The following is a 23,403-nucleotide window of genomic DNA, read 5'->3' as shown; positions in this document are numbered from 1 at the left end:
GCCCGCTCCCACAGGGTTGTTGCTGCTGGGTCGGGCTACTGCTTTTCCAGCACCCAGCGCCGGTCACCGGGCGTGAACGACGGCATTTCATCGGCCAGCGCGGCGTTGATGGTCTGGAAGATTTCCAGTTTCTTGCCGTCGCGGGCGAAGATCCAGGTGTTGCCCTGGCCGTTCTGTTGCAGCCAGATGTTGTCGTTGCCGCCGCTCATGGAGGCGCAATCGCCCGCCAGGCACAGGGCGTAGCGATCGGCGCCCGGCAGGCCGCTGACCTGGCCATCGGCTTGGAACTGCACGGTCGCGCCTTGGCCGGGTCCGTTGACGATGTGCCAGGTGCCGCCGAGGTAGGCGGCGTACAGCGCCCGCTCGAAGCTGGCGCCGATGGGGGCACCGTCCGGTACCTGGACTTGTGCGCGGTCGAATACCTGCTGCGGTTCGTTCTCGTTGGCGGCCTGGTTCAACTGGTCGCCATCGCGTTTCAGTTCGCTGGCGGAACTGCCGTAGAAGTCGACTTTCCAAGCCCCGTCTTCTTCGCCCAGCAACTTGCCTTCGACGTTTTCAAAACCGTTGGTGTAGCGTGCCTGGCCGGCCCGGGTGTTGATGTCCCATTCCAGGTTCGGGCCATAAGCCTGTAGCGCTTCGCGAAGCGGGCCGCCCTTGGCGGCAGCGTCGATGGCGGCCTGGTTGATCCAGGTGCCGCTGATGTCACGGTCGGCAGGGTCGCTGGCGCAGCCGCCCAGGAACAGGGCGACCAGCGAAAGAGCAAGCGCATTGCGCATGGTGGAATCCTTTCAAGACGAAAACGGCGCAGCGGGGGACGCTGCGCCGGCCTGATTACTCGATGACCAGGATCGCGTCCATCTCAACCTGGGCGCCCTTCGGCAGGGCTGCCACGCCGATGGCCGCGCGGGCAGGGTAGGGCTGGTCGAAGTACTTGCCCATGATCTCGTTGACCTTGGCGAAGTGGCTCAGGTCGGTGAGGAAGATGTTCAGCTTGACGATGTCCTTGAATGAACCGCCAGCGGCCTCGGCCACGGCCTTGAGGTTTTCGAAGACCTGCACGGTCTGGGCTTCGAAGCCTTCCACCAACTCCATGGTTTTCGGGTCCAGGGGGATCTGGCCCGACATGTACACGGTGTTGCCCGCCTTGATCGCCTGGGAGTAAGTGCCGATGGCGGCCGGGGCCTTGTCGCTGGTGATAACGGTCTTGGTCATGAATGACTCCTTGTAATGAACAGGCTACGCGCGCATCCGGGTGATGCGGATGACGCCGGTCAGGGCGCGCAGTTTCTTGATCACGCGGGCCAGGTGCACGCGGTCGTGGACGCTGACCACCAGTTGGACGACGCTGATGCGGCCATCGCGCTCGTCCATGCTGATTTTCTCGATATTGCCGTCGGCGGCGTTGACGCTGCTGGCCAGCAAGGCGATCAGGCCGCGCTGGTGCTCCAGCTCGACCCGCAGCTCGACGTTGAATTCGCCGGTGACATCCTTGGCCCAGGAGAGCTGGATGCATTTTTCCGGGTTGTGGCGGATTTCGCTGATGTTGCGGCAGTTGTCCAGGTGCACCACCATTCCCTTGCCGGCGGACAAGTGGCCGACAATCGGGTCGCCCGGGATCGGTGTGCAGCATTTGGCGTAGCTGAGCACCAGGCCTTCGGTGCCGCGAATCGCCAGCGGGCCTTCGGGGCTTGGCAACTGTTCGCCTTCGCCGAGCAGGCGGCGGGCGACGACGTAGGCCATGCGGTTGCCCAGGCCGATGTCTTCGAGCAGGTCTTCGATCAGTTCGAGGCGGTATTCGTGGAGCATCACCTGCACGCGCTCGGTCGGGATCTTGTCCAGCGAGCTGTCGAAGCCGTTCAGTACCTTGTTCAGCAGGCGTTCGCCGAGGTTGATCGATTCGGAGCGGCGTTGCAGTTTCAAGGCGTGGCGGATGTGCGTGCGTGCCTTGCCGGTGACGACGAAGTTGAGCCACGCCGGGTTTGGCCGGGCGCCGGGGGCGCTGACGATTTCCACCGTGGAGCCGCTTTGCAGCGGTTCGGACAACGGGGCCAGGCGGCGGTTGATCCGGCAGGCGATGCAACTGTTGCCGACGTCGGTGTGCACTGCGTAGGCAAAGTCCACGGCCGTGGAGCCCTTGGGCAGCTCCATGATCCGGCCCTTGGGCGTGAAGACATAGACCTCGTCGGGGAACAGGTCGATCTTGACGCTCTCGATGAATTCCAGGGAGTTGCCGGCGCGCTGCTGCATTTCCAGCACACCCTTGACCCATTGCCGGGCCCGGGCGTGGGTGCTCTTGGGCTGTTCGTCACCGCTGGACTTGTACAGCCAGTGGGCCGCGATGCCGTTGTTGGCCATCTCTTCCATTTCGCGGGTGCGGATCTGGATCTCGATGGGTACGCCGTGCATGCCGAACAGCGTGGTGTGCAGCGACTGGTAGCCGTTGGCCTTGGGGATCGCGATGTAGTCCTTGAAGCGCCCCGGCAACGGCTTGTACAAATTGTGCACGGCGCCCAATACGCGATAGCAGGTGTCGACCTTGTCGACGATGATCCGGAACGCGTAGACGTCCATGATCTCGTTGAAGGCCCGGCGCTTGCCGCGCATTTTCTTGTAGATGCCGTAGAGGTGTTTCTGCCGACCGCTGACGTCGCCTTCGATGCCGTCGATGGCCAGGCAATGGCTCAGGGACTCTTCGATCTTGTTGACGATTTCCTTGCGGTTGCCCCGGGCGCGCTTGACGGCCTGGTTGATCCGCGCCGAACGCATCGGGTGCATGGCCTTGAAGCCCAGGTCTTCGAACTCGATACGGATGGCGTGCATGCCCAGGCGATTGGCGATGGGCGCATAGATCTCGAGGGTTTCCTTGGCGATGCGGCGGCGTTTTTCGCCGGACAATACTTCCAGCGTACGCATGTTGTGCAGGCGGTCGGCGAGCTTGACCAGGATCACGCGAATGTCGCGGGCCATGGCCATGGCCATTTTCTGGAAGTTCTCGGCCTGGGCCTCGGCCTTGGTCTCGAAGTTCATCTGGGTCAGCTTGCTGACCCCGTCGACCAGCTCGGCCACGGTTTCGCCAAACTGCGCCTGCAGCGCTTCCTTGGCGATACCGGTGTCTTCGATCACGTCATGGAGCATGGCCGCCATCAGGCTCTGATGGTCCATGTGCATGTCGGCCAGGATGTTCGCCACGGCAAGCGGGTGCGTGACGTACGCCTCGCCGCTGCGGCGGCGCTGGCCGTCGTGGGCTTGTTCGGCGTAGAAATAGGCTCGGCGGACCAGGTTGACCTGGTCCGTGCCGAGGTAGGCCGATAAGCGATCGGCGAGGGCGTCTATGCTCGGCATGATGACTCCTGCCGTCTGCTGTGACCCCGCGCCGTGCTACGTCGACCAGGCATAGGCTTAGACCGCCTCGTTGGACTCGTCCTCGAACGCTGCGAACAGCGGTTCGTCCTCGACGATTTCAGCGTTGGCGATGAACTCGTAGCTCATCAGGCCTTCGGCGATTTCACGCAGCGCTACCACGGTAGGCTTGTCGTTTTCCCACTGGACCAATGGCTCTTTGCCGCCGGTGGCCAGTTGACGGGCACGCTTGGTAGAGAGCATGACCAGCTCAAAGCGGTTTTCCACGTGTTCTAGGCAGTCTTCAACGGTTACGCGGGCCATGGTATTCCTCGGAGCGAATGCAATATGCGCGCTGCCCGGTTGGGCGAGCGGACTCGACAGTTTAAAAAAACACCAGCGTTTAGGGAAGCGCTGATTTTTTGAGCAAGCCCTCGGCGCGCTGCGAGTACCAATGTAAAGCTGTCGCAGCGGTTTTGGGAAGGGCTTCTCAGCCCAGCAGTTCGGCCAGCAGTTTACCGAAACGCTGCTGCTGGCGTTTCTGTTGCAGCTGGCTGGCGCGGAAAATCGCCTTCAGGTCGTCCAGCGCGTGGGCAAAATCGTCGTTGATGATCAGGTAATCGTAGTCGACGTAGTGGCTCATTTCGCTGACCGCTTCACGCATCCGCCCTTCGATGATCTCGTCGCTGTCCTGGCCACGGTTGGTCAGGCGCTGGCGCAAGGCTTGCTGGCTTGGCGGCAGGATGAAGATCGAGCGGGCCTGGGGCATGAGCTTGCGCACCTGCTCGGCGCCTTGCCAGTCGATTTCCAGGATCAGGTCGTGGCCTTCGTCCAGGGTCTGCTGCAGGTAGCTCTGCGAGGTGCCGTACAGGTTGCCGAAGACTTCGGCGCGCTCGAGGAAGTCGCCGTGCTCGGCCATTCTCACGAACTCTTCGCGGTCGACGAAGTGATAGTTCACCCCGTTCACTTCGCCCGGGCGCATGGCGCGGGTGGTGTGGGACACGGAGACGCGGATCTGCGGCTCGGCGTCTATCAGGGCCTTGACCAGGCTGGTCTTGCCGGCGCCCGAAGGCGCGGAAATGATGTACAGGGTGCCGGTGCTGTGGGTCATGTCGGGTTAGCCTTACTCAATGTTCTGTACTTGTTCGCGCATCTGCTCGATCAACACCTTGAGGTTGACCGCAGCCTGGGTGCTGCGCGGGTCGAAGGCCTTGGAGCCCAGTGTGTTGGCTTCGCGGTTGAGTTCCTGCATCAGGAAGTCCAGGCGGCGACCGGCCGCGCCACCGGACTTGAGCACCCGGCGGACTTCGATGATGTGGGTGCTCAGGCGATCCAGTTCTTCGGCCACGTCGCTTTTTTGCGCGAGCATGACCATTTCCTGTTCCAGGCGCTGCGGGTCCAGCTCGGCCTTCATGTCGGCAAAGCGGTCGAGGACTTTCTGGCGCTGGGTGGCGAGCATCTGCGGAACCAGTTCGCGCAGGGTGCTGACGTCTTCTTCTATGGCAGTGAGGCGCTCGTTGATCAGCCGGGCCAGTTCCGCGCCTTCGCGCTCACGCCCGGCCTTGAGTTCCTTCAGACCTTGGTTGAACAGCGCCAGGGCCTCGGCGTTCAGTGCCTGCGGATCGCTGGCGTCACCCACCAGCACGCCGGGCCAGGCCAGTACTTCCAGCGGGTTCAGGGCGGCGGGGTTGCTGATCAGGCTGGCAACGGTTTCGGCGGCAGCCACCAGTTGCGCGGCGCGTTCGCGATCCACCTGCAAGGGTTTGCCGGTGCTTTCTTCGGTAAAGCGCAGGGTGCATTCCAGCTTGCCCCGTGACAGGCCCTGGCGCAGCGCTTCACGCACGCCGCCTTCCAGGTCGCGGAAGGATTCGGGCAGGCGCAGGTGCGGTTCCAGGTAGCGACTGTTGACCGAGCGCAGTTCCCAGCTCAGCGTGCCTTGAGCCCCGGCTTTTTCGACGCGGGCGAAGGCGGTCATGCTGTGCACCATGGAGGTTCCTCGCATTGCAGGCCGACACGACCTGAGAATCTGTGGATTGAGCCCGGCGGGCAGCAAAGGCGCAGGATTGTAGCGCAGTGAAGCGTGTGCCCCCAAACCGTGCCTGTGACAAAGCGCTGCAGCCCGTCGGCCGGGCGTTTGAGAGGCTGCACTCGTCGCGCCGGCTTTTTAGAACTGCCCTCGCGCGGCACACGGCTTTATAATGCCGGCAGTTTTCCGTCCTCAGTACAGGTGTTCCCTATGAAACGTCCAAGTGGTCGCGCTGCCGATCAGCTCCGCTCGATCCGCATTACCCGCAACTACACCAAACACGCCGAGGGCTCTGTACTGGTCGAATTTGGTGATACCAAGGTGATCTGCACCGTCAGCGTCGAGAACGGCGTGCCGCGGTTCCTCAAGGGCCAGGGCCAGGGTTGGCTGACCGCCGAGTACGGCATGCTGCCGCGGGCCACCGGCGAGCGGAACCAGCGCGAAGCCAGCCGTGGCAAGCAGGGCGGGCGCACCCTGGAAATCCAGCGCCTGATCGGCCGTTCGCTGCGCGCCGCGCTGGACATGTCCAAGCTGGGCGACGTTACCTTGTACGTCGATTGCGACGTGATCCAGGCTGACGGCGGCACCCGCACCGCGTCCATCACCGGCGCGATGGTTGCGTTGGTCGATGCCTTGAAAGTGATCAAGAAGCGCGGTGGCCTCAAGGGCGGCGACCCGCTCAAGCAGATGATCGCCGCGGTGTCCGTGGGCATGTACCAGGGCGAGCCGGTCCTGGACCTGGACTACCTGGAAGACTCCGCTGCCGAGACCGACCTGAACGTGGTCATGACCAGCGCCGGCGGCTTCATCGAAGTGCAGGGCACCGCCGAAGGCGCGCCGTTCCAGCCGGAAGAATTGAACGCTATGCTGGAACTGGCGAAGAACGGCATGAGTCAGATCTTCGAATTGCAGAAGGCCGCCCTGGCTGACTGACCGATTCATGCTTCAGACAAGGAGAGCGACATGAGTGATGAGCCAATCCTGCTGCCCCAGCCGAGTAAAGAGGCGCGTCAATGGGCAATGTTTTGTCACCTGTCCGCCTTGCTGGGGATCTGGATCCCGTTCGGTACGCTGATCGGGCCGCTGGTGCTCTGGCAGCTCAAGCGCGAGTCCGACCCGTTCATCGATGCCCAGGGCAAAGAAGCGCTCAACTTCCAGATCACCGTGGCGATCGCTTCGGCGATCAGCCTGCTGCTGATGATCGTGGTGATTGGCTTCTTCCTGTTCGGTCTGGTGGCCATTGGTGCGTTGGTGTTGACCATCATCGCTGGGGTCAAGGCCAATGAAGGGCAGCCGTATCGGTATCCGTTTACCTGGCGACTGGTCAAATAACGATCAGCTGGCGCCTTGCCTCGTGAGAGCGAGCTTGCTCGCGATCGCGGCTGTTCATTCAATATTGATGCTGGCTGATCCACCGTCATCGCGAGCAAGCTCGCTCCCACAGTAGATTTTGCAGTGGCCACAAAAAAACCGACATTGCCTGTCGGTTTTTTTGTGGCTGCGAAACGACACTCAGATCGTCAGCGTCCAGTCGTAGTCCACGATCAGTGGCGCGTGCTGCGAGAACCGAGGCTGGCGCGGCAGGCGAGCGCTGCGTACGAAGCGGCGCAGGCCAGGCGTCAGCAACTGGTAGTCGAAACGCCAGCCGAGGTTGAGCATCTCGGCCTGTTCGCTGTCCGGCCACCAGCTGTACTGGTCGCCTTCGCGGCTGACTTCGCGCAGGGCATCGACGTAGCCCATGTTGCCAATGATCTCGTCCATCCAGGCCCGTTCGGGCGCCAGGAAGCCAGGAGATTGCTGGCTGTCGCGCCAGTTCTTGATATCCAGCTTCTGTTGCGCCACGTACAGCGAGCCACAATAGATGTACTCGCGACGTTTGCGTCGCTGTTTATCAAGGTAACGGGCGAAATCGTCCATCAACTTGAATTTCTGATTCAAATCTTCATCGCCGTTCTGCCCCGAAGGGAGCAGTAAGGTCGCGATGCTGACCTTGTCGAAATCGGCTTGCAGGTAGCGCCCGTAGCGGTCCGCCGTCTCGAAACCGAGACCGTTGATGACAGCCTTCGGTTGCAGCCGCGAGTACAAAGCCACGCCACCCTGGGCGGGGACTTCGGCATCGCAGGCATAAAGGAAGTAACCATCCAGTTGGAAGGCTGCATCGTCCAGTTCAAAGGCGGAGGCGCGGGTGTCCTGCAGGCAGATGACGTCGGCATTCTGTGCTTGCAGCCAACTGAGCAAACCACGCTCCACTGCAGCCTGAATACCATTGACGTTCACACTGATGATCCGCATAAATGGCCCCAAAAATCACGTGCGTGTATGATACACGGCGTGTACCTATTTAGCTAAATCCGCGGTATTTGAGGCTTTTTTCATGCAGGCGTATCAGCGCGATTTCATTCGTTTTGCCATCGATCGCGGGGTTTTGCGCTTCGGTGAGTTCACCCTCAAGTCCGGACGCACCAGCCCGTACTTCTTCAACGCCGGCCTGTTCAACAGCGGTTCGGCCCTGGCGCAGCTGGGGCGTTTCTATGCAGCGGCCATCGTCGAGAGCGGTATTGCGTTCGACGTCCTGTTCGGCCCGGCCTACAAAGGCATCCCGCTGGCCGCCACCACGGCCGTCGCCCTGGCCGAGCATCACGAGCGCGACCTGCCCTGGTGTTTCAACCGCAAGGAAGCCAAGGCCCACGGTGAAGGCGGCAGCCTGGTGGGCGCGCCGCTGACCGGCGACGTCCTGATCATTGACGACGTGATCACCGCCGGCACCGCTATTCGCGAGGTGATGCAGATCATCGCTTCTCAGGACGGCGCCAAGGCCGCCGGCGTGCTGATCGCGCTGAACCGCCAGGAGCGTGGCAACGGTGAGTTGTCGGCGATCCAGGAGGTAGAGCGCGACTTTGGCATTCCGGTGATCAGCATTGTCTCGCTGACCCAGGTGCTGGAATTCTTGGCTGATGACCCCCAGCTCAAGCAGCATTTGCCGGCGGTCGAGGCTTATCGGGCGCAGTTCGGTGTTTGATAGCTCCTTTGGTAGGGTGCTTTTCTTGTGGCGAGGGAGCAAGCTCCCTCGCCACACCAGCACTCATTTGAATGCCACAACGTACCCACCTGAAAAATGGCATAAAAAAAGACCCCGCTTAGCGGGGTCTTTTTTTTGGGTGTCGCTTACGACCGCTTGCGATTGCTGATCAAGGTGCCCACGCCGGTATCGGTGAAGATTTCCAGCAAAATGGCATTCGGTACCCGGCCATCGATGATCAGCGAGCTGCCAACGCCGCCCTGTACCGCTTCCAGCGCGCAGCGGATCTTCGGCAGCATGCCGCCGTAGATGGTGCCGTCGGCGATGAGGTCGTCGACCTGTTGGGTCGACAACCCGGTCAGGACCTTGCCCGACTTGTCCATCAGGCCGGCGATGTTGGTCAGCAGCATCAGCTTCTCGGCTTTCAGTGCCTCGGCCACCTTGCCGGCCACCAGGTCGGCGTTGATGTTGTAAGACTCACCGTTGGCCCCCACGCCGATAGGCGCGATGACCGGGATGAAGTCGCCCTTGACCAGCAGGTTCAGCAGGTCGGTGTTGATGCCCACCACTTCGCCCACCTGGCCGATGTCGATGATTTCCGGCTGGGTCATCTCCGGGGTCTGGCGGGTGACGGTGAGCTTCTTCGCCCGGATCAGTTCGGCGTCCTTGCCGGTCAGGCCGATGGCGCTGCCGCCATGGCGGTTGATCAGGTTGACGATGTCCTTGTTGACCTGGCCACCCAGGACCATTTCCACCACATCCATGGTCTGCGCGTCGGTGACGCGCATGCCGTCGATGAAATGGCTTTCGATCGCCAGGCGCTTGAGCAGGTCGCCGATCTGCGGGCCACCGCCATGCACCACCACCGGGTTGATGCCCACGGCCTTCATCAGCACGATGTCGCGGGCGAAGCCGGTTTTCAGCTCCTCGCTTTCCATCGCGTTGCCGCCGTATTTGATCACCAGGGTCTTGCCGACATAGCGTCGGATGTAAGGCAACGCTTCGGACAGGACCTTGGCGGTATTGGCGGCGGCTTCGCGTTCGAGGGTCATTCAGGGCTCCGGTGGTGCTTCAAAAATCAGAACGGTAGTTGAAGATTAGGTGCAACACGTTTGAGTTGGGTGTGGAACACATCCTTGATGCGCTGCAGTTCGGCTTCGTTGTCGGCCTCGAAGCGCAGGACCAGCACCGGCGTGGTGTTGGACGCGCGCACCAGGCCCCAACCCTGGGGATAGTCGACCCGCACACCGTCGATGGTGGTCAGTTCGGCGCCTTCGCCCCATTGAGCGTCGTGCAGTGCATCAATGATGCTGAATTTGGTCTCTTCGGTCACATGGATATTGATTTCCGGCGTAGAAATATCGTTCGGGAAGGTCGCGAACAGGTCTTCGGCGCTGGATGACTCCTTGCTGAGGATCTCCAGCAGGCGCGCGGCGCTGTAGATGCCGTCGTCGAAACCGAACCAGCGTTCCTTGAAGAAAATGTGGCCACTCATTTCCCCGGCCAGCAGGGCGCCGCTCTGTTTCATTTTCTTCTTGATCAACGAGTGACCGGTCTTCCACATCAGCGGGCGACCGCCGTACTCCTTGATCAGTGGCACCAGGCGACGGGTGCACTTCACGTCGAAAATGATCTCGGCATCCGGGTTGCGCGCCACGACATCCTTGGCGAACAGCATCAGCAGGCGGTCGGGGAACACGACGTTGCCGGTGTTGGTGACCACGCCGACGCGGTCGCCATCGCCGTCGAAGGCCAGGCCCAGGTCAGCGTTGGTTTCCTTGACCTTGGCGATCAGGTCTTGCAGGTTTTCCAGTTTGCCCGGGTCCGGGTGATGGTTGGGGAAGTTGCCATCCACCTCGCAGAACAGCGGAATGACCTCGCAGTTCAGGGCTTCGATCAGTTGCGGGGCAATCACGCCGGCGGCGCCGTTGCCGCAGTCGACCACTACTTTCAGGCGGCGGGCGAGCTTCACGTCCTTGACGATCTCATCGTTGTAGCGCCCAAGGATGTCGACCTGGGTCACGCTGCCTTTGCCGCTGCTCAGGTCGTTGGTCTTGAGGCGGGTGTGCAGGGCCTGGATCTGCTCGTTGGCCAGGGTGTCGCCAGCGATGACGATCTTGAAGCCGTTGTAGTTCGACGGGTTGTGGCTGCCAGTGAGCATCACGCCGGACTTGCCGGCCAGGACGTTGGCGGCGTAGTACAGCGCCGGCGTCGGCACCAGGCCCACGTCGCTGACGTGGCAGCCACTGTCGGCAATACCCTTGATCAATTGCGCGACCAACTCGGGGCCGGACAGGCGGCCGTCGCGGCCGACGCACACGTTCGGTTCGCCCTGGGCCAGGCTCTGGGAGCCAATGGCGCGGCCGATCCAGTAGGCGGTTTCGGCGGTGAGGGTTTCCGGTACCACGCCACGGATGTCGTAGGCGCGGAAGATGCTGTCAGGGAAGATCGGGGCGATTGCAGCTGGGGTGTTCATGGGCGGGGCGCTCTATCAGGGGGTGACTGGACAGGCCGACGATGGGCGTCGGCAGGCTCAAGCTGAAGGGTATGACGGCGTTTTTGACAGAGAGTTCGTGGTGGGAAAATGCCATGAGACAGCGTTATCCCGACCTCGGTCGCCTAATACATTGATTCCGGATGGGAAACCTAGCAGAAAGCCATTGCGCATTTTTCGCCCTGAAACAGAAGCTTAATAAACGGGCCGGGCAGCACGCCCGGCCACGAACCGCGGGATCAGTGGCTGCCGGAGTGGCCGAAACCGCCGGCGCCGCGCTGGCTCTCGTCGAATTCCGTGACCAGTTCGAAATGAGCCTGCACCACTGGTACCAGCACCAGTTGCGCAATGCGTTCGCCCACGGCGATGTTGAAGGCCGTCTGGCCACGGTTCCAGCACGACACCATCAGCTCGCCCTGGTAGTCGGAGTCGATCAGGCCCACCAGGTTGCCCAGCACGATGCCGTGTTTGTGGCCCAGGCCCGAGCGCGGCAGGATCAGCGCGGCCAGGTTCGGGTCGCCGATGTACACCGACAGGCCGGTCGGGATCAGCAGGGTCTGGCCCGGTTCCAGGAGGGTGTCCTGCTTGAGCATCGCCCGCAGGTCGAGGCCGGCGGAGCCGGGCGTGGCGTATTGCGGCAACGGGAATTCGTTGCCGATGCGTGGGTCGAGGATCTTGGCTTGTAGAGCGTGCATGGAGATTTAAACCTGGTTCAGACGTTCGGCGATGAAGGTGATCAGCTGGCGGGCAATCTTGCCCTTGCTGGTCTGGGCGAAAAGGGTGGCGTGCAACTGGCGATCGATCACGCTGCAGGCGTTTTCCTCGCTGTTGAAGCCGATGCTCGGGTTGGCGACGTCGTTGGCGACGATCAAGTCGAGGTTCTTGTCCTTGAGCTTGCGCGCGGCGTAATCGAGCAGGTGTTCGGTTTCGGCGGCGAAGCCGACACTGAACGGCCGGTCGGGGCGGGTGGCGATACTGGCAAGGATGTCCGGGTTGCGCACCATCTGCAGCAGCAGGCCGTCACCACTCGTAGGGTCTTTCTTCAATTTCTGTGGGGCGACGACTTCGGGGCGGTAGTCCGCGACCGCTGCCGAGGCGATGAACAGGTCGCAGGGGATGGCGGCTTCGCAGGCCGCGAGCATGTCCCGGGCGCTGACAACGTCGATGCGCGTAACCCGGTCCGGCGTGGGCAGGTGCACAGGGCCAGTGATCAAGGTCACCCGGGCGCCGGCTTCCACTGCGGCTTCGGCCAGGGCGAAGCCCATTTTCCCGGAGCTGTGGTTGGTGATGTAGCGCACCGGGTCGATGTTTTCCTGGGTCGGGCCGGCGGTGATCAGCACGTGTTTGCCGGTCAGGGCCTGGCGCTGGAAGCAGTCGGCGGCGCATTGGGCCAGGTCGGTGGCTTCCAGCATACGGCCCATGCCGACATCGCCGCAGGCCTGGCTGCCGGAGGCCGGGCCGAAGACCTTCAGGGCACGGCTTTCGAGCAATTGCAGGTTGGCCTGGGTGGCCGGATCGCGCCACATGGCCTGGTTCATGGCCGGGGCGACGGCCACCACGGCGTCGGTGGCGAGCACCAGGGTGGTGAGCAAGTCGTCGGCGATGCCCTGGGCCAGGCGGGCGATAAGGTCGGCGGTCGCCGGGGCGATCAGCACCAGGTCGGCCCACTTGGCCAGTTCGATATGGCCCATGGCTGCCTCGGCCGCGGGGTCGAGCAGGTCCAGGTGAACCGGGTGGCCGGACAGTGCCTGCATGGTCAGCGGGGTGATGAATTCACTGCCGCCGCGGGTCATGACGACCCGTACTTCCGCGCCCTGGTCGATGAGTCGGCGAACCAGCTCGGCGCTCTTGTAGGCAGCAATGCCGCCGCCGACGCCCAGAACGATGCGTTTCCGATACAGCCGCTGCATAGGCCTGCCTTTCGATTTCAGTGGTCAGTGCAGTGCGAACCCTTCGGCAACAGCCTGCCAGGGTGAAAATCGCCTGCAAAAAAGATGGGCTACGATATCACAGCGACCGCTATGGAACAGCGGTGCGCCACAGACCAGGAGGTCCTATGAGTATTCGAGATTGGCCGGCGGCCGAGCGCCCGCGGGAGAAGTTGTTGCAATTGGGTTCGGCGAGTCTTTCGGATGCCGAGCTGTTGGCGATCTTCTTGCGAACCGGGGTTTGCGGGAAGAGTGCGGTAGACCTGGCTCGACACCTGCTGCATCAATTCGGTTGCCTGCGCGGTTTACTGGACGCCGACCTGCGTACATTCAGCATGCAACTGGGCCTGGGGCCGGCCAAGTTCGCGCAGTTGCAAGCAGTCCTGGAAATGGGGCGCCGACATCTGGCCCAGGACCTGCGACGAGAGTCGGTGCTGGAGAGCCCGCTGGTTGTACGCGACTACCTCAAGGCCGTGTTGCGCCATGAACCCCATGAAGTATTCGGCTGCCTGTTTCTGGATTCCCGGCATCGGGTGTTGGCCTATGAGGCGCTGTTTCGCGGCTCGATCGACAGCGCCAGCGTCTATCCCCGGCAAGTGGTCAAGCGCGCCCTGGCTCACAATGCCGCGGCGCTGATCCTGTGTCACAACCATCCTTCCGGCGATACCGAGCCGAGCCAGGCCGACCGGCTGCTCACCGGGCGCCTTCAGCAAGCGCTGGAGTTGATTGACGTGCGGGTGCTCGATCATTTCATCGTTGGCGATGGGGAGCCGCTGTCGATGGTGGAGTACGGGTGGATGTAGCCGCGATCTGACGATACGAAACCTTTTTTGTGGGAGCGAGCTTGCTCGCGATGGCGACAGGTCTGTCACATCGACTTTGACTGACACACCGCTATCGCGAGCAAGCTCGCTCCCACCGGAGGGCGCTGTGGGCTGGGGTTACTTGAGGGTGACCTTGGCGTAGTCCTGGCGACCGAACGGGCTGACCGAATAACCCTGCACTTCCTTGCGGGTGAGGGCGAAGGCCGTCGGGTGAGCCAGGGGCAGCCAGAGGGCCTGTTGCTGGATCTGTGCCTGGGCCTGCTCGTAGAGCTTGGCGCGCACGCCTTGCTCGCCGGTGGTCTTGCCGGCGCTGATCAGCTTGTCCAGGTCGGGGTTGCAGTAGCGCGCGAAGTTGGTGCCGGACTTGACCGCCGCGCAGGAAAACTGCGGCGTGAGGAAGTTGTCCGGGTCGCCGTTGTCGCCCGCCCAGCCCATGAACAGCAGATCGTGTTCGCCGGCCTTGGCGCGACGGATCAACTCGCCCCATTCGATCACCCGGATTTCAGCCTGGATGCCGATTTCCGCCAGGTCCGATTGCAGCAACTGGGCGCCAAGGCTCGGGTTCGGGTTCAGCAGGCTGCCGGAAGGGCGGGTCCAGAGGGTGGTCTGGAAGCCTTCCTTCAAACCGGCCTTGGCCAGCAGTTCGCGAGCCTTGGCGGGGTCGTGGGCGTAGCCGGGCAGGTTTTTGGCGTAGCTCCAGGTGTTGGGTGGATAGGGCCCGTTGGCGGCCTGCGCAGTGCCTTCGAAGACGGTCTTGAGGTAGCTGGCCTTGTCGAACGCCAGGTTGATGGCCTGGCGCACCTCAGGTTTGTCCAATGGCGGGTGCTGGCTGTTGATCGCCACGAAGGCCGTCATGAAGGCGTCGGTCTGGGTCACGGCCAGCGTCGGTTCCTGGCGCGCGGCCTGCACGTCCAGTGGCTTGGGCGACAGGGCGATCTGGCATTCATTGCGACGCAGTTTCTGCAAGCGCACGTTGGCATCCGGCGTGATGGCGAAGATCAGCGGGTCCACTTGCGGCTTGCCGTCGAAATAAGCGTCGTTGGCCTTGTAGCGGATCGTCGCGTCCTTCTGGAACCGGTTGAAAATGAACGGGCCCGTGCCGACCGGCTGGTTGTTGAGCTTTTCCGGGGTGCCGGCCTTCATCAGTTGGTCGGCGTATTCAGCCGAATAGATAGAAGCGAAGCCCATGCTCAACGTTGCCAGGAACGTCGAATCGGCATGGTCGAGGGTAAAGCGCACGGTCAGCGGGTCCAGCGCGTCGATTTTCTTGATCAGCGTGGGCAGTTGCATGGACTGGGCGTGGGGGAAGCCGCTCTGGGCCACCTTGTGCCAGGGGTTCGCCGGGTCGAGCATGCGCTCGAAGCTGAATTTCACATCCTCGGCGGTCAGGTCGCGACGCGGCGTGAAGTAGTCGGTGTGGTGGAACTTGACCTGCGGGCGCAGCTTGAACACGTAGGTCAGCCCGTCGGTCGAGATCTCCCAGCTCTTGGCAAGGCTGGGGACGACCTTGCCGTTGGCGGTGTCGAAGTCCACCAGGCGGTTCATCAGCACGTCGGCAGAGGCGTTGGTGGTTGTCAGCGAGTTGTACTGGACCACGTCGAACCCTTCCGGGCTCGCCTCGGTACAAACACTCAGGGCGGCCGCCTGGGCCAATGGGCTGATCAACAGAGGGGCGAGCAACAATGGTAGGGCAGCGAGGCGCATGAGCAGTTTCCTTGTGCAAGTCGAAGGCCCATCTGCGAGTGCAGTCTGGAAAAGGCCTACCCTAGTGGGCTCGCTGGCAAATGACTATCCCCTTTTTGCATTTTCCGGCACCCTGTGGCGGTGCGTGAGGGGCTCAAACCTGGCGTAGGTGAAAAAAACCTGCGCGCAGCGACGAGCGGTCACGGGCTGCGCCGGCCTTTGCCCCAGCCGTCCCGGACGGTTGGGTGGTGTTCTGCCGCAAAGACAAATCACATCGGTTGTTGTTGCACCGTGGTCTTTCTGGTATAAAGCAGCGCTCTTTTCTAGGGGCCCGGTTCCTTCACTGTAGGTGTAGCCGGTAAGACCCTTAAAGAAACGCGGCGCCTGGCGCCAAATGACTGAGAGATTAAGCGGCCAACCCATGCCGGGTTGGGCATGTGGTTTTAGAGGGCTGAGGCATGTCGAGAGTCTGTCAAGTTACCGGTAAGGGTCCGGTGACTGGGAATAACATTTCCCACGCAAACAACAAAACCCGTCGTCGTTTCCTGCCGAACCTGCAGCATCACCGCTTCTGGGTTGAGTCCGAGAAACGTTTTGTACGTCTGCGCGTATCTGCCAAAGGCATGCGTATCATCGACAAGCGCGGCATTGATGTCGTGCTGGCCGAACTTCGCCGCGATGGCAAGGTTTAAGGGAGCTAATCATGCGTGAATTGATTCGTTTGATCTCGAGCGCCGGTACTGGTCACTTCTACACTACCGACAAGAACAAGCGTACTACCCCGGACAAAATCGAGATCAAGAAATATGATCCGGTTGTTCGCAAGCACGTGATCTACAAGGAAGGCAAAATCAAGTAATTGATTTTCCTTCTTACAAAAAAGGCCCGTATCGCGAGATACGGGCCTTTTTTGTTGCCGCTTGGTGGGTGGCGGCGTGGATCAGCCGCAGCTCACGCCGATGATGATTCTGTCGGCGTTGGTTTGCAGATTGATGCGCCGGGGGCGCAGGTCATAAGTCGTCGCGTATTTCGGACCCGTAGCACGGACGGGCGCTCCATTGGCCAGGGCGCGAACCTCCTCAAGCAACTCAGGGGTGCATTTCTGGCCGATGGTGTACTGGGCGATGGCGAGATCGCATTGATCGGGTAAGACGGGCATGTTGCCTCCTTGCGATTAGTCAGTTAGGGCGCTCATTTGCCGGCCTGGTTGCACATCCTGTGCGAACCCGGTGCGACGATAGTGTTCGTGGCGCCGCAGGCAGTCTCGGTTGCCTGACGGGTGATTGACCAGCGAAAGAGTGTCAGCGTCCTTTTCGGCGCGGGCTCAAGCCTTCTGTTCGAACACCACATAAATCTTGCGGCACGGCTCCAGCACTTCCCAGGTGCCTTTGAAGCCCGCCGGGATCACGAAGCGGTCGCCTGCGCGCAGGGTCTTGGCGTTCCCATCGTTGTCCCGCAGCACGGAAACACCCTGGACGATTTCGCAGTATTCATGCTCGGTGTAGTTGACTGTCCACTGGCCCACGGCGCCTTCCCAGACCCCGGCATTCATTTGGCCACACGGGCTGTTGTAGTGGTTGTACACCGCCTGTTCGGGATCGCCCTTGAGTACCTTGGCCGGGTCCGGACGGTAGCGGTCGGCGGCAGTGGTGGCGTGGCTGAAATCGACGATGTCCTGGATGCTCATGCGGTAAACCCCGTGAATGACGGCACGAATGGCTGGAAGAGTCAGAGTCTATGTTTATTAAAACGAACATCGCAAGGCGGTTTGCCACCGCTATGTCAAATATATTGAAACTTCACCGGCCGCTGGTTTAGGGTGGCGGGTGCCCTCTGCCGAAAACAGCGCCGAACAGGCTGGCCGGGCAGAATTCTTTGAGCGCTGCGTTGCGCGGCGTTCTGACTTAATAAGAGGAGGACACTCGTATGACCACCCTGACTCGTGCCGACTGGGAGCAACGCGCCCGCGACCTGAAGATCGAAGGCCGCGCTTTCATCAACGGTGAATACACGGATGCAGTGTCCGGCGAAACCTTTGATTGCCTCAGCCCGGTCGATGGCCGCCTCTTGGGCAAGGTTGCCGCATGCGATGTGGCCGACGCCCAGCGTGCCGTGGAAAACGCCCGCGCAACCTTCAATTCCGGCGTCTGGTCGCGCCTGGCCCCCAGCAAGCGCAAAGCCACCATGATTCGTTTCGCCAGCCTGCTCAAGCAGAACGCCGAAGAGTTGGCCCTGCTGGAAACCCTCGACATGGGCAAGCCGATCAGCGATTCGCTGTACATCGACGTACCTGGCGCGGCCCAGGCGTTGAGCTGGAGCGGCGAGGCCATCGACAAGCTGTACGACGAAGTGGCGGCGACGCCCCACGATCAACTGGGCCTGGTGACACGCGAGCCGGTCGGGGTCGTGGGCGCTATCGTGCCGTGGAACTTCCCGTTGATGATGGCCTGCTGGAAGCTCGGTCCGGCCCTCTCCACCGGTAACTCGGTGGTGCTCAAACCGTCGGAAAAATCCCCGCTGACGGCCCTGCGTATCGCTGCCCTGGCGGTCGAGGCCGGTATTCCGAAGGGCGTGCTGAACGTGCTGCCCGGCTACGGGCATACCGTCGGCAAGGCCTTGGGCCTGCACATGGACGTGGACACGCTGGTGTTCACCGGCTCCACCAAAATCGCCAAGCAGTTGATGGTGTACGCCGGCGAATCCAACATGAAGCGCATCTGGCTGGAAGCCGGTGGCAAGAGCCCGAACATCGTGTTCGCCGACGCCCCCGACCTGCAGGCCGCCGCCGAATCCGCCGCCAGCGCCATCGCCTTCAACCAGGGTGAAGTCTGCACCGCCGGTTCGCGCCTGCTGGTAGAGCGTTCCATCAAGGACACCTTCCTGCCGCTGGTGATCGAGGCCCTCAAGGGTTGGAAGCCAGGTAATCCGCTGGATCCGGCCACCAACGTCGGCGCCCTGGTGGATACCCAACAAATGAACACCGTGCTGTCCTACATCGAGGCCGGTCACAGTGACGGCGCCAAGCTGGTGGCGGGCGGCAAGCGGATCCTCGAGGAAACCGGCGGCACCTACGTCGAGCCGACGATTTTCGACGGCGTGAGCAACGCGATGAAAATCGCCCAGGAAGAAATCTTCGGCCCGGTGCTGTCGGTCATTGCCTTCGACACTGCCGAAGAAGCGATCCAGATTGCCAACGACACGCCGTATGGCCTGGCGGCAGCGGTGTGGACCAAGGACATTTCCAAGGCACACCTGACCGCCAAGGCCCTGCGCGCTGGCAGCGTCTGGGTCAACCAGTACGATGGCGGCGACATGACTGCACCGTTCGGTGGCTTCAAGCAGTCGGGCAACGGTCGTGATAAATCGCTGCATGCCTTCGACAAATACACCGAGCTGAAGGCGACCTGGATCAAGCTCTGACCCCTTTTGTGGGAGCGGGCTTGCTCGCGAAGGCGGTTAACATCAACGGCTAAGTTGACTGACACCCCGCTTTCGCTAGCGAGCCCGCTCCCACATTGGTCGAGGATGAACGCAAGATTTGCGGTAGACACATCCCCTGTGGGAGCGGGCTTGCTCGCGAAAGCGGTTTAACATTCAACAGCTAGTTGTTTGACATTCCGCCTTCGCGAGCAAGCCCGCTCCCACAATATTTTGAGTGATACCTGCAGCGATAACCCTCCACAGGAGCGTGGAAATGCGTTGGGCGACTTACTTCGCCGTGTTGGCGTCTGTCCTGAGCGTCGGCCTGGCCTTGGGCGTCAGCATGCCGCTGGTGTCGTTGCGCCTGGAAGGCTGGGGCTATGGTTCATTCGCCATCGGCGTCATGGCCGCCATGCCGGCGGTGGGCGTGTTGCTGGGGGCCAAGGTGTCGAGCCGGCTGGCCGCGCGCTTTGGCACTGCAGCGTTGATGCGCCTGTGCCTGTGGGGCGGCGCGCTGTCGATCGGCTTGCTGGCGCTGATGCCCAGTTATCCGGTCTGGCTGGTGCTGCGCCTGTTGATTGGCGTGGTGCTGACCCTGGTCTTCATCCTCGGTGAGAGCTGGATCAACCAACTGGTCGTTGAACAATGGCGCGGACGGCTGGTGGCGTTGTACGGCTGCAGCTATGCCTTGAGCCAGTTGTCCGGGCCGCTGCTGCTCGGCGTACTGGGGACCGATCACGATTATGGCTTCTGGGTGGGCGTCGGCCTGCTCTTGGTTGCACCGCTGTTGCTGCTGGGGCGCAGCGGCGCGCCCAGCAGCGAGGCCGGCAGTGTCACGTTGGGCGACCTGTGGGCGTTCTGCCGAAGCTTGCCGGCGATTGGCTGGGCGGTGTCGTTGTTCGCCGCCTTCGAAGCGATGATCCTGACATTGCTACCGGTCTACTGCCTGCGCCAGGGCTTCAGTGCCGAGGTGGCATTGGCGATGGTCAGTACCGTAGTGGTGGGCGATGCCTTGCTGCAATTGCCCATTGGCGCCCTGGCCGACTACATGTCACGCCGCACCTTGTTCGCTGGCTGTGCGGTGTTGTTGATGCTGTCGAGCCTGGCGGTGCCGGTACTGATCGATACGCCATTGATCTGGCCCCTGTGGATACTGTTCGGCGCCAGCGCAGGTGGCTTGTTTACCCTGTCGCTGATCCTGATCGGCGAGCGTTTCCGTGACGATGCGCTGGTGCGGGCCAATGCCCATGTCGCGCAGTTGTGGGGGATCGGTTGCCTGGTCGGTCCGCTGGCAGCGGGGGCCGGCAGCCAGTGGGTCAGTGGGCATGCGTTGCCCTTGTTCATGGCGGCGGGGGCCTTCGGCCTGGTGATCCTGTTATTGCGCCAGGGGGCCCTCGGCGCCACGCAAGCGGCGTGATCACCTTGCTACGTCGAGTCACGCGGGCTACAGCATCCGCTCCAGGCCGACGGTCTTGGCGAACCAGGCATTGAACCGGCGCCACCAACTGCCGGGTTCGTGGTCCAGGTCGTGTAACGTGCCGTTGTCTTCGGTGGTCCAGACCAGGGTGTCGTCCTTCAGCCGTGCCTGATAACTCAAGGCCGGTGCCATGCCTTGCAGGGCCAGCTCACGCACCTGGCCGGCGAGCGCTTCGCTGTCCACCAGAACGCCGACCTCGGTGTTCCACAGCACCGAGCGCGGGTCGAAATTGAACGAACCGATAAAGGCTTTCTGCCGGTCAAAAATGATCGCCTTGCTGTGCAGGCTCGAGTCCGACTCGCCGTAGGACCTGCTGTAGAACAGGTGCGGGCGGCCGCCGGTTTCGCCCGGTTGCCGGCGCAGCTCGAACAGGCGCACACCGTGCTCCAGCAAGGCCCTGCGGTACGGCGCATACCCGCCATGCACCGCCGGCACGTCGGTGGCCTCCAGGGAGTTGGTCAGCAGGCTCACCGACACGCCGGCATCGGCGCGACTGGTCAGGTAGACCAACCCTGGCTGGCCCGGGACGAAGTAAGCGGAAATCATGATCAGTTCTTTGCTGACGCCCGTCAGCTCCGGCGCTAGTTGAGTGGTCAGCAGCAGCTGCGGATCAGGTTCGTCCTTGGCCAGCACCTTGCTCGGCGCGTCCCACATCGCCTTGTTCCAGGCCCAGACCAGTTGGTTACGCCAAGTGTCCAGGCGTGGCTGGGTCTTGTAGGTGGTCAGTTGCTGGTAGAGCGCGTGGTTTTCCTTTTGGGTCTGTTCAAGGGACGCTTGCAGACGCGCCCGGCTGTCGACCAGGTCCTTGGGAGTGGGGCGATGGGACAGGAACTGTTCGATGGGTTTGCTCAGGGCGCTGTTCCAGTACTGGTCGAAGCTGTGGCCCAGTTGTTCGGCCACCGGCCCGACCCCGAGCAGGTCGATGTCGGTGAAGTTCAGGTTGGGTTCGGCGTCGAAATACTCATCCCCCAGGTTGCGGCCGCCGACGATGGCCATGCTGTTGTCTGCCAGCCATAGCTTGTTGTGCATGCGCCGGTGTTGCAGTGACAGGTTGAACAAGCGTCCAAGGCCGCGGGTCACTCCGGTAGCCCGGCCCAGGTGCAAGGGGTTGAACAGGCGGACCTGGATCTGCGGGTGGGCGGCCAGGGTCGCGATGGTTTCTTCCTGGCCGTCGCTGGCGGTGTCGTCCAGCAGTATCCGCACCCGCACGCCGCGGTCCGCGGCCTTGAGCAATTCGTCCACCAGCATCCGGGTGCTGATGCCCTCGTGGACGATGTAGTACTGCAAGTCCAGGCTGCTCTGGGCGTGGCGGATCAACTCGGCCCGGGCGATGAACGCGTCGGTACTGTCGGGAAGCAAGCGAAAGCCCGACTGCCCTTCATGGGGCGCCGCCTGGGCCTGGACCGAGCGGCCAAAGGAGGATTCGCTGGCCGGTAGGGCCTGGGAGGGCTCGCGGGTGACATCAAGACTGGCGCAGCCGCCCAGCAGCGAGGCGACTAGCAGTAGCGCTGGCAGGATCGGTCTGGATCTCACGTAGGATCGTTCCGCTCGATTGCGTTGATGGGCTGTTGGATGCCGCTTCCCGGCGTACAGATCAGACGGCGTCGCGCTGGGTTTCGTTCAACAACGTGATAGCGGCGGCGCCCACCCTGCGCACGGCCTCTTCGATCTGGGCCGTTGGCTTCGCAGCGTAGTTCATCCGCAGGCAATTGCGGTACTTGCCGGAGGCGGAAAAGATACTGCCGACGGCGACCTGTACGCCCTGGTCATGCAGGACCCGGTTGAGCTTGAGCGTGTCGAAGCCTTCCGGCAGTTCGACCCACAGCATGAAGCTGCCCCGGGGCCGGCTGGCGCGAGTGCCTGGCGGAAAATAGCGGCTGACCCAGTCGATCATGACGTCGCGATTGCGCTGGTATTGCGCACGCATCCGGCGCAAATGCGGTTCGAAATGGCCACCCTTGAGGAATTCGGCCACGGCGATCTGGGGCTGTGGGGCGGTGGAACCGGTGCTGATGTACTTCATGTGCAGCGCCCGTTCCAGGTACCGGCCGGGGGCAACCCAGCCCACGCGCAGGCCAGGGGCCAGAGTCTTGGAAAAGGAGCTGCAGAGCAGGACCCGGCCATCGTCGTCGAAGGACTTGATCGTGCGGGGGCGTGGGTAGGTGTAGGCCAGTTCTCCATACACATCGTCTTCGATGATCGCCACGTCGAAGCGCTGTGCCAGGGTCAGCAGGGCGCGTTTGTTGGCTTCCGGCATGATATAGCCCAACGGATTGTTGCAACTGGGCGTCAACTGTATGGCCTTGATCGGCCATTGTTCCAAGGCCAGTTCCAGGGCATCCAGGCTGATACCGGTAAGCGGGTCGGTGGGGATTTCCAGCGCCTTCATGCCCAGGCCCTTGAGGGTTTGCATGGCGCCATGGAAGCTGGGGGAGTCCACGGCGACGATATCGCCTTGCTCGCACGTGGCGCGGATGCTGACAGACAGCGCTTCGTGACAGCCGGTGGTGACAATCAGATCGTTGGGGCCCAACTGGCAACCTGAATCCAGCAACAGCCGGGCAATCTGTTCACGCAGCGCCAGGTTGCCGTAGATGTTGTCGTAATACAGCCCTGGCATGTCTTGCCGGCGACTGATCTGCGCCAGGCTGCGCAGCAGCGGCTTCATGGTCGGCGAGTTGATGTCCGGCATGCCCCGGCCCAATTGCACCACATCCTTGCGCGGCACCGCGCGTATCAGTTCGAGCACCTGGTCCCACTGGGAAATATCCACGGGCCGCTGGGCGGGACGGCCCACCACCGGCAGGTCCGGCAGCGCGCGGCTGACCGGTACGAAATAACCGGACTTGGGTTTCGGCATCGCCAGGCCACTGTCCTCCAGCACGCGATAGGCCTGCTGCACCGTGCTCAAGCTGACGCCGTGCTCCGTGCTCAATGCCCGTACCGATGGCAGCCGGTCGCCCGGGCGGTAGAAGCCTTGTTCGATGCGGGTGCCGAGCAGTTCGGCGAGGTTCACGTAGAGGGTCATGGTGCAATCCCGAGGCGCTGGACAACGTTAACCCATACAGTTGGGTTGGAAAATGACAATTCAGTGCAGGAAAGGCTGAATCTGTATTGAAATAAAACAAACTGATTGAATCTGTATCGTTTTTAACCGTTCGCACATCATGAAACCTCTGGCTTCCCAAGTAAA

General features: G+C 62.2%; 23 protein-coding genes and 1 pseudogene. 8 read left to right on the top strand and 16 right to left on the bottom strand.

Annotated elements, in window-relative coordinates; all coding sequences use genetic code 11:
* Positions 1–35 precede the first annotated feature (35 nt).
* The 6 genes from AD664_RS23545 to AD664_RS23520 form a co-directional block, all read right to left on the bottom strand.
* Positions 36–776 (bottom strand): hypothetical protein, encoded by a 741-nt coding sequence (locus tag AD664_RS23545; RefSeq protein ID WP_053150287.1) that lies wholly within the window; start codon positions 774–776, stop codon positions 36–38.
* Positions 777–831: 55 nt separating this feature from the next.
* Entirely contained in the window at positions 832–1,212 is a 381-nt protein-coding gene (locus AD664_RS23540; protein ID WP_014340863.1) for a RidA family protein, read from the bottom strand.
* 24 nt (positions 1,213–1,236) lie between these two features.
* Entirely contained in the window at positions 1,237–3,342 is a 2,106-nt protein-coding gene (gene spoT, locus AD664_RS23535) for a bifunctional GTP diphosphokinase/guanosine-3',5'-bis pyrophosphate 3'-pyrophosphohydrolase (protein ID WP_042731267.1), read from the bottom strand.
* Between the two features lie 57 nt (positions 3,343–3,399).
* A complete protein-coding gene (gene rpoZ, locus AD664_RS23530; RefSeq protein WP_003177259.1) occupies positions 3,400–3,663 on the bottom strand; it encodes a DNA-directed RNA polymerase subunit omega in 264 nt (87 codons plus the stop codon).
* A 166-nt stretch (positions 3,664–3,829) separates the two neighbouring features.
* Positions 3,830–4,450: a guanylate kinase gene (gmk, locus tag AD664_RS23525; RefSeq protein WP_047735756.1), complete on the bottom strand. Its 621-nt coding sequence runs from the start codon at positions 4,448–4,450 to the stop codon at positions 3,830–3,832.
* A 12-nt stretch (positions 4,451–4,462) separates the two neighbouring features.
* Complete coding sequence (locus tag AD664_RS23520; RefSeq protein WP_053150284.1) at positions 4,463–5,326, bottom strand: YicC/YloC family endoribonuclease; 864 nt, start codon at positions 5,324–5,326, stop codon at positions 4,463–4,465.
* 249 nt (positions 5,327–5,575) lie between these two features.
* Here AD664_RS23520 and rph point away from each other — a divergent pair, with 249 nt between their 5' ends.
* Complete coding sequence (rph, locus tag AD664_RS23515) at positions 5,576–6,298, top strand: ribonuclease PH (RefSeq protein WP_042731264.1); 723 nt, start codon at positions 5,576–5,578, stop codon at positions 6,296–6,298.
* 30 nt (positions 6,299–6,328) lie between these two features.
* Positions 6,329–6,697, top strand: coding sequence for a DUF4870 domain-containing protein (locus tag AD664_RS23510; RefSeq protein ID WP_053150280.1), 369 nt, complete (start codon positions 6,329–6,331; stop codon positions 6,695–6,697).
* Positions 6,698–6,877: 180 nt separating this feature from the next.
* Here the strand turns inward: AD664_RS23510 and AD664_RS23505 are convergent, their stop codons facing one another.
* A complete protein-coding gene (locus tag AD664_RS23505; protein WP_042731262.1) occupies positions 6,878–7,657 on the bottom strand; it encodes an exodeoxyribonuclease III in 780 nt (259 codons plus the stop codon).
* A gap of 82 nt (positions 7,658–7,739) precedes the next feature.
* Here AD664_RS23505 and pyrE point away from each other — a divergent pair, with 82 nt between their 5' ends.
* Positions 7,740–8,384, top strand: coding sequence for an orotate phosphoribosyltransferase (gene pyrE / locus AD664_RS23500; RefSeq protein WP_047735758.1), 645 nt, complete (start codon positions 7,740–7,742; stop codon positions 8,382–8,384).
* A gap of 146 nt (positions 8,385–8,530) precedes the next feature.
* Here pyrE and argB read toward each other — a convergent pair whose 3' ends face one another.
* The 4 genes and pseudogenes from argB to coaBC form a co-directional block, all read right to left on the bottom strand.
* Positions 8,531–9,436 (bottom strand): acetylglutamate kinase, encoded by a 906-nt coding sequence (argB, locus tag AD664_RS23495; RefSeq protein WP_053150277.1) that lies wholly within the window; start codon positions 9,434–9,436, stop codon positions 8,531–8,533.
* Positions 9,437–9,462: 26 nt separating this feature from the next.
* Positions 9,463–10,866, bottom strand: a pseudogene (locus AD664_RS23490) (phosphomannomutase/phosphoglucomutase); the annotation flags it as partial.
* 251 nt (positions 10,867–11,117) lie between these two features.
* Positions 11,118–11,573 (bottom strand): dUTP diphosphatase, encoded by a 456-nt coding sequence (dut, locus tag AD664_RS23485; protein ID WP_047735760.1) that lies wholly within the window; start codon positions 11,571–11,573, stop codon positions 11,118–11,120.
* Positions 11,574–11,579: 6 nt separating this feature from the next.
* Entirely contained in the window at positions 11,580–12,788 is a 1,209-nt protein-coding gene (gene coaBC, locus AD664_RS23480; protein WP_047735761.1) for a bifunctional phosphopantothenoylcysteine decarboxylase/phosphopantothenate--cysteine ligase CoaBC, read from the bottom strand.
* Between the two features lie 146 nt (positions 12,789–12,934).
* Between coaBC and radC the strand changes: the two genes are divergently transcribed.
* Entirely contained in the window at positions 12,935–13,609 is a 675-nt protein-coding gene (gene radC / locus AD664_RS23475) for a DNA repair protein RadC (protein WP_053150271.1), read from the top strand.
* A 138-nt stretch (positions 13,610–13,747) separates the two neighbouring features.
* Here the strand turns inward: radC and AD664_RS23470 are convergent, their stop codons facing one another.
* The gene (locus AD664_RS23470) at positions 13,748–15,334 is read right to left on the bottom strand and encodes an ABC transporter substrate-binding protein (protein ID WP_053150269.1); all 1,587 of its coding nucleotides are present in this window, start codon (positions 15,332–15,334) and stop codon (positions 13,748–13,750) included.
* 437 nt (positions 15,335–15,771) lie between these two features.
* Between AD664_RS23470 and rpmB the strand changes: the two genes are divergently transcribed.
* The gene (gene rpmB / locus AD664_RS23465) at positions 15,772–16,005 is read left to right on the top strand and encodes a 50S ribosomal protein L28 (protein ID WP_007921114.1); all 234 of its coding nucleotides are present in this window, start codon (positions 15,772–15,774) and stop codon (positions 16,003–16,005) included.
* A gap of 11 nt (positions 16,006–16,016) precedes the next feature.
* On the top strand, positions 16,017–16,172 hold the full coding sequence (rpmG, locus tag AD664_RS23460; protein ID WP_003177274.1) for a 50S ribosomal protein L33: 156 nt from the start codon (positions 16,017–16,019) through the stop codon (positions 16,170–16,172).
* Positions 16,173–16,253: 81 nt separating this feature from the next.
* Here the strand turns inward: rpmG and AD664_RS23455 are convergent, their stop codons facing one another.
* Positions 16,254–16,472, bottom strand: coding sequence for an I78 family peptidase inhibitor (locus tag AD664_RS23455; protein ID WP_053150266.1), 219 nt, complete (start codon positions 16,470–16,472; stop codon positions 16,254–16,256).
* 165 nt (positions 16,473–16,637) lie between these two features.
* A complete protein-coding gene (locus tag AD664_RS23450) occupies positions 16,638–17,000 on the bottom strand; it encodes a cupin domain-containing protein (protein ID WP_042728985.1) in 363 nt (120 codons plus the stop codon).
* Between the two features lie 239 nt (positions 17,001–17,239).
* Between AD664_RS23450 and AD664_RS23445 the strand changes: the two genes are divergently transcribed.
* Positions 17,240–18,733 carry an aldehyde dehydrogenase gene (locus AD664_RS23445; RefSeq protein WP_042728986.1) on the top strand — a complete coding sequence of 498 codons (1,494 nt, stop codon included), beginning with the start codon at positions 17,240–17,242 and terminating at the stop codon, positions 18,731–18,733.
* Positions 18,734–19,007: 274 nt separating this feature from the next.
* Positions 19,008–20,150 carry an MFS transporter gene (locus tag AD664_RS23440; protein WP_053150261.1) on the top strand — a complete coding sequence of 381 codons (1,143 nt, stop codon included), beginning with the start codon at positions 19,008–19,010 and terminating at the stop codon, positions 20,148–20,150.
* Positions 20,151–20,177: 27 nt separating this feature from the next.
* Here AD664_RS23440 and AD664_RS23435 read toward each other — a convergent pair whose 3' ends face one another.
* Both AD664_RS23435 and AD664_RS23430 read right to left on the bottom strand, forming a co-directional pair.
* Positions 20,178–21,743: a phospholipase D family protein gene (locus AD664_RS23435; RefSeq protein WP_053150259.1), complete on the bottom strand. Its 1,566-nt coding sequence runs from the start codon at positions 21,741–21,743 to the stop codon at positions 20,178–20,180.
* A 61-nt stretch (positions 21,744–21,804) separates the two neighbouring features.
* Positions 21,805–23,238, bottom strand: coding sequence for a PLP-dependent aminotransferase family protein (locus AD664_RS23430; RefSeq protein ID WP_053150256.1), 1,434 nt, complete (start codon positions 23,236–23,238; stop codon positions 21,805–21,807).
* Positions 23,239–23,403: the final 165 nt, after the last annotated feature.

The organism is Pseudomonas sp. P97.38 (genome assembly GCF_001269745.1).
Lineage (GTDB): Bacteria > Pseudomonadota > Gammaproteobacteria > Pseudomonadales > Pseudomonadaceae > Aquipseudomonas > Aquipseudomonas chlororaphis_E.
The sequence above is the reverse complement of the archived record's forward strand: the minus strand, read 5'-3'. Positions and strand labels throughout refer to the sequence as shown.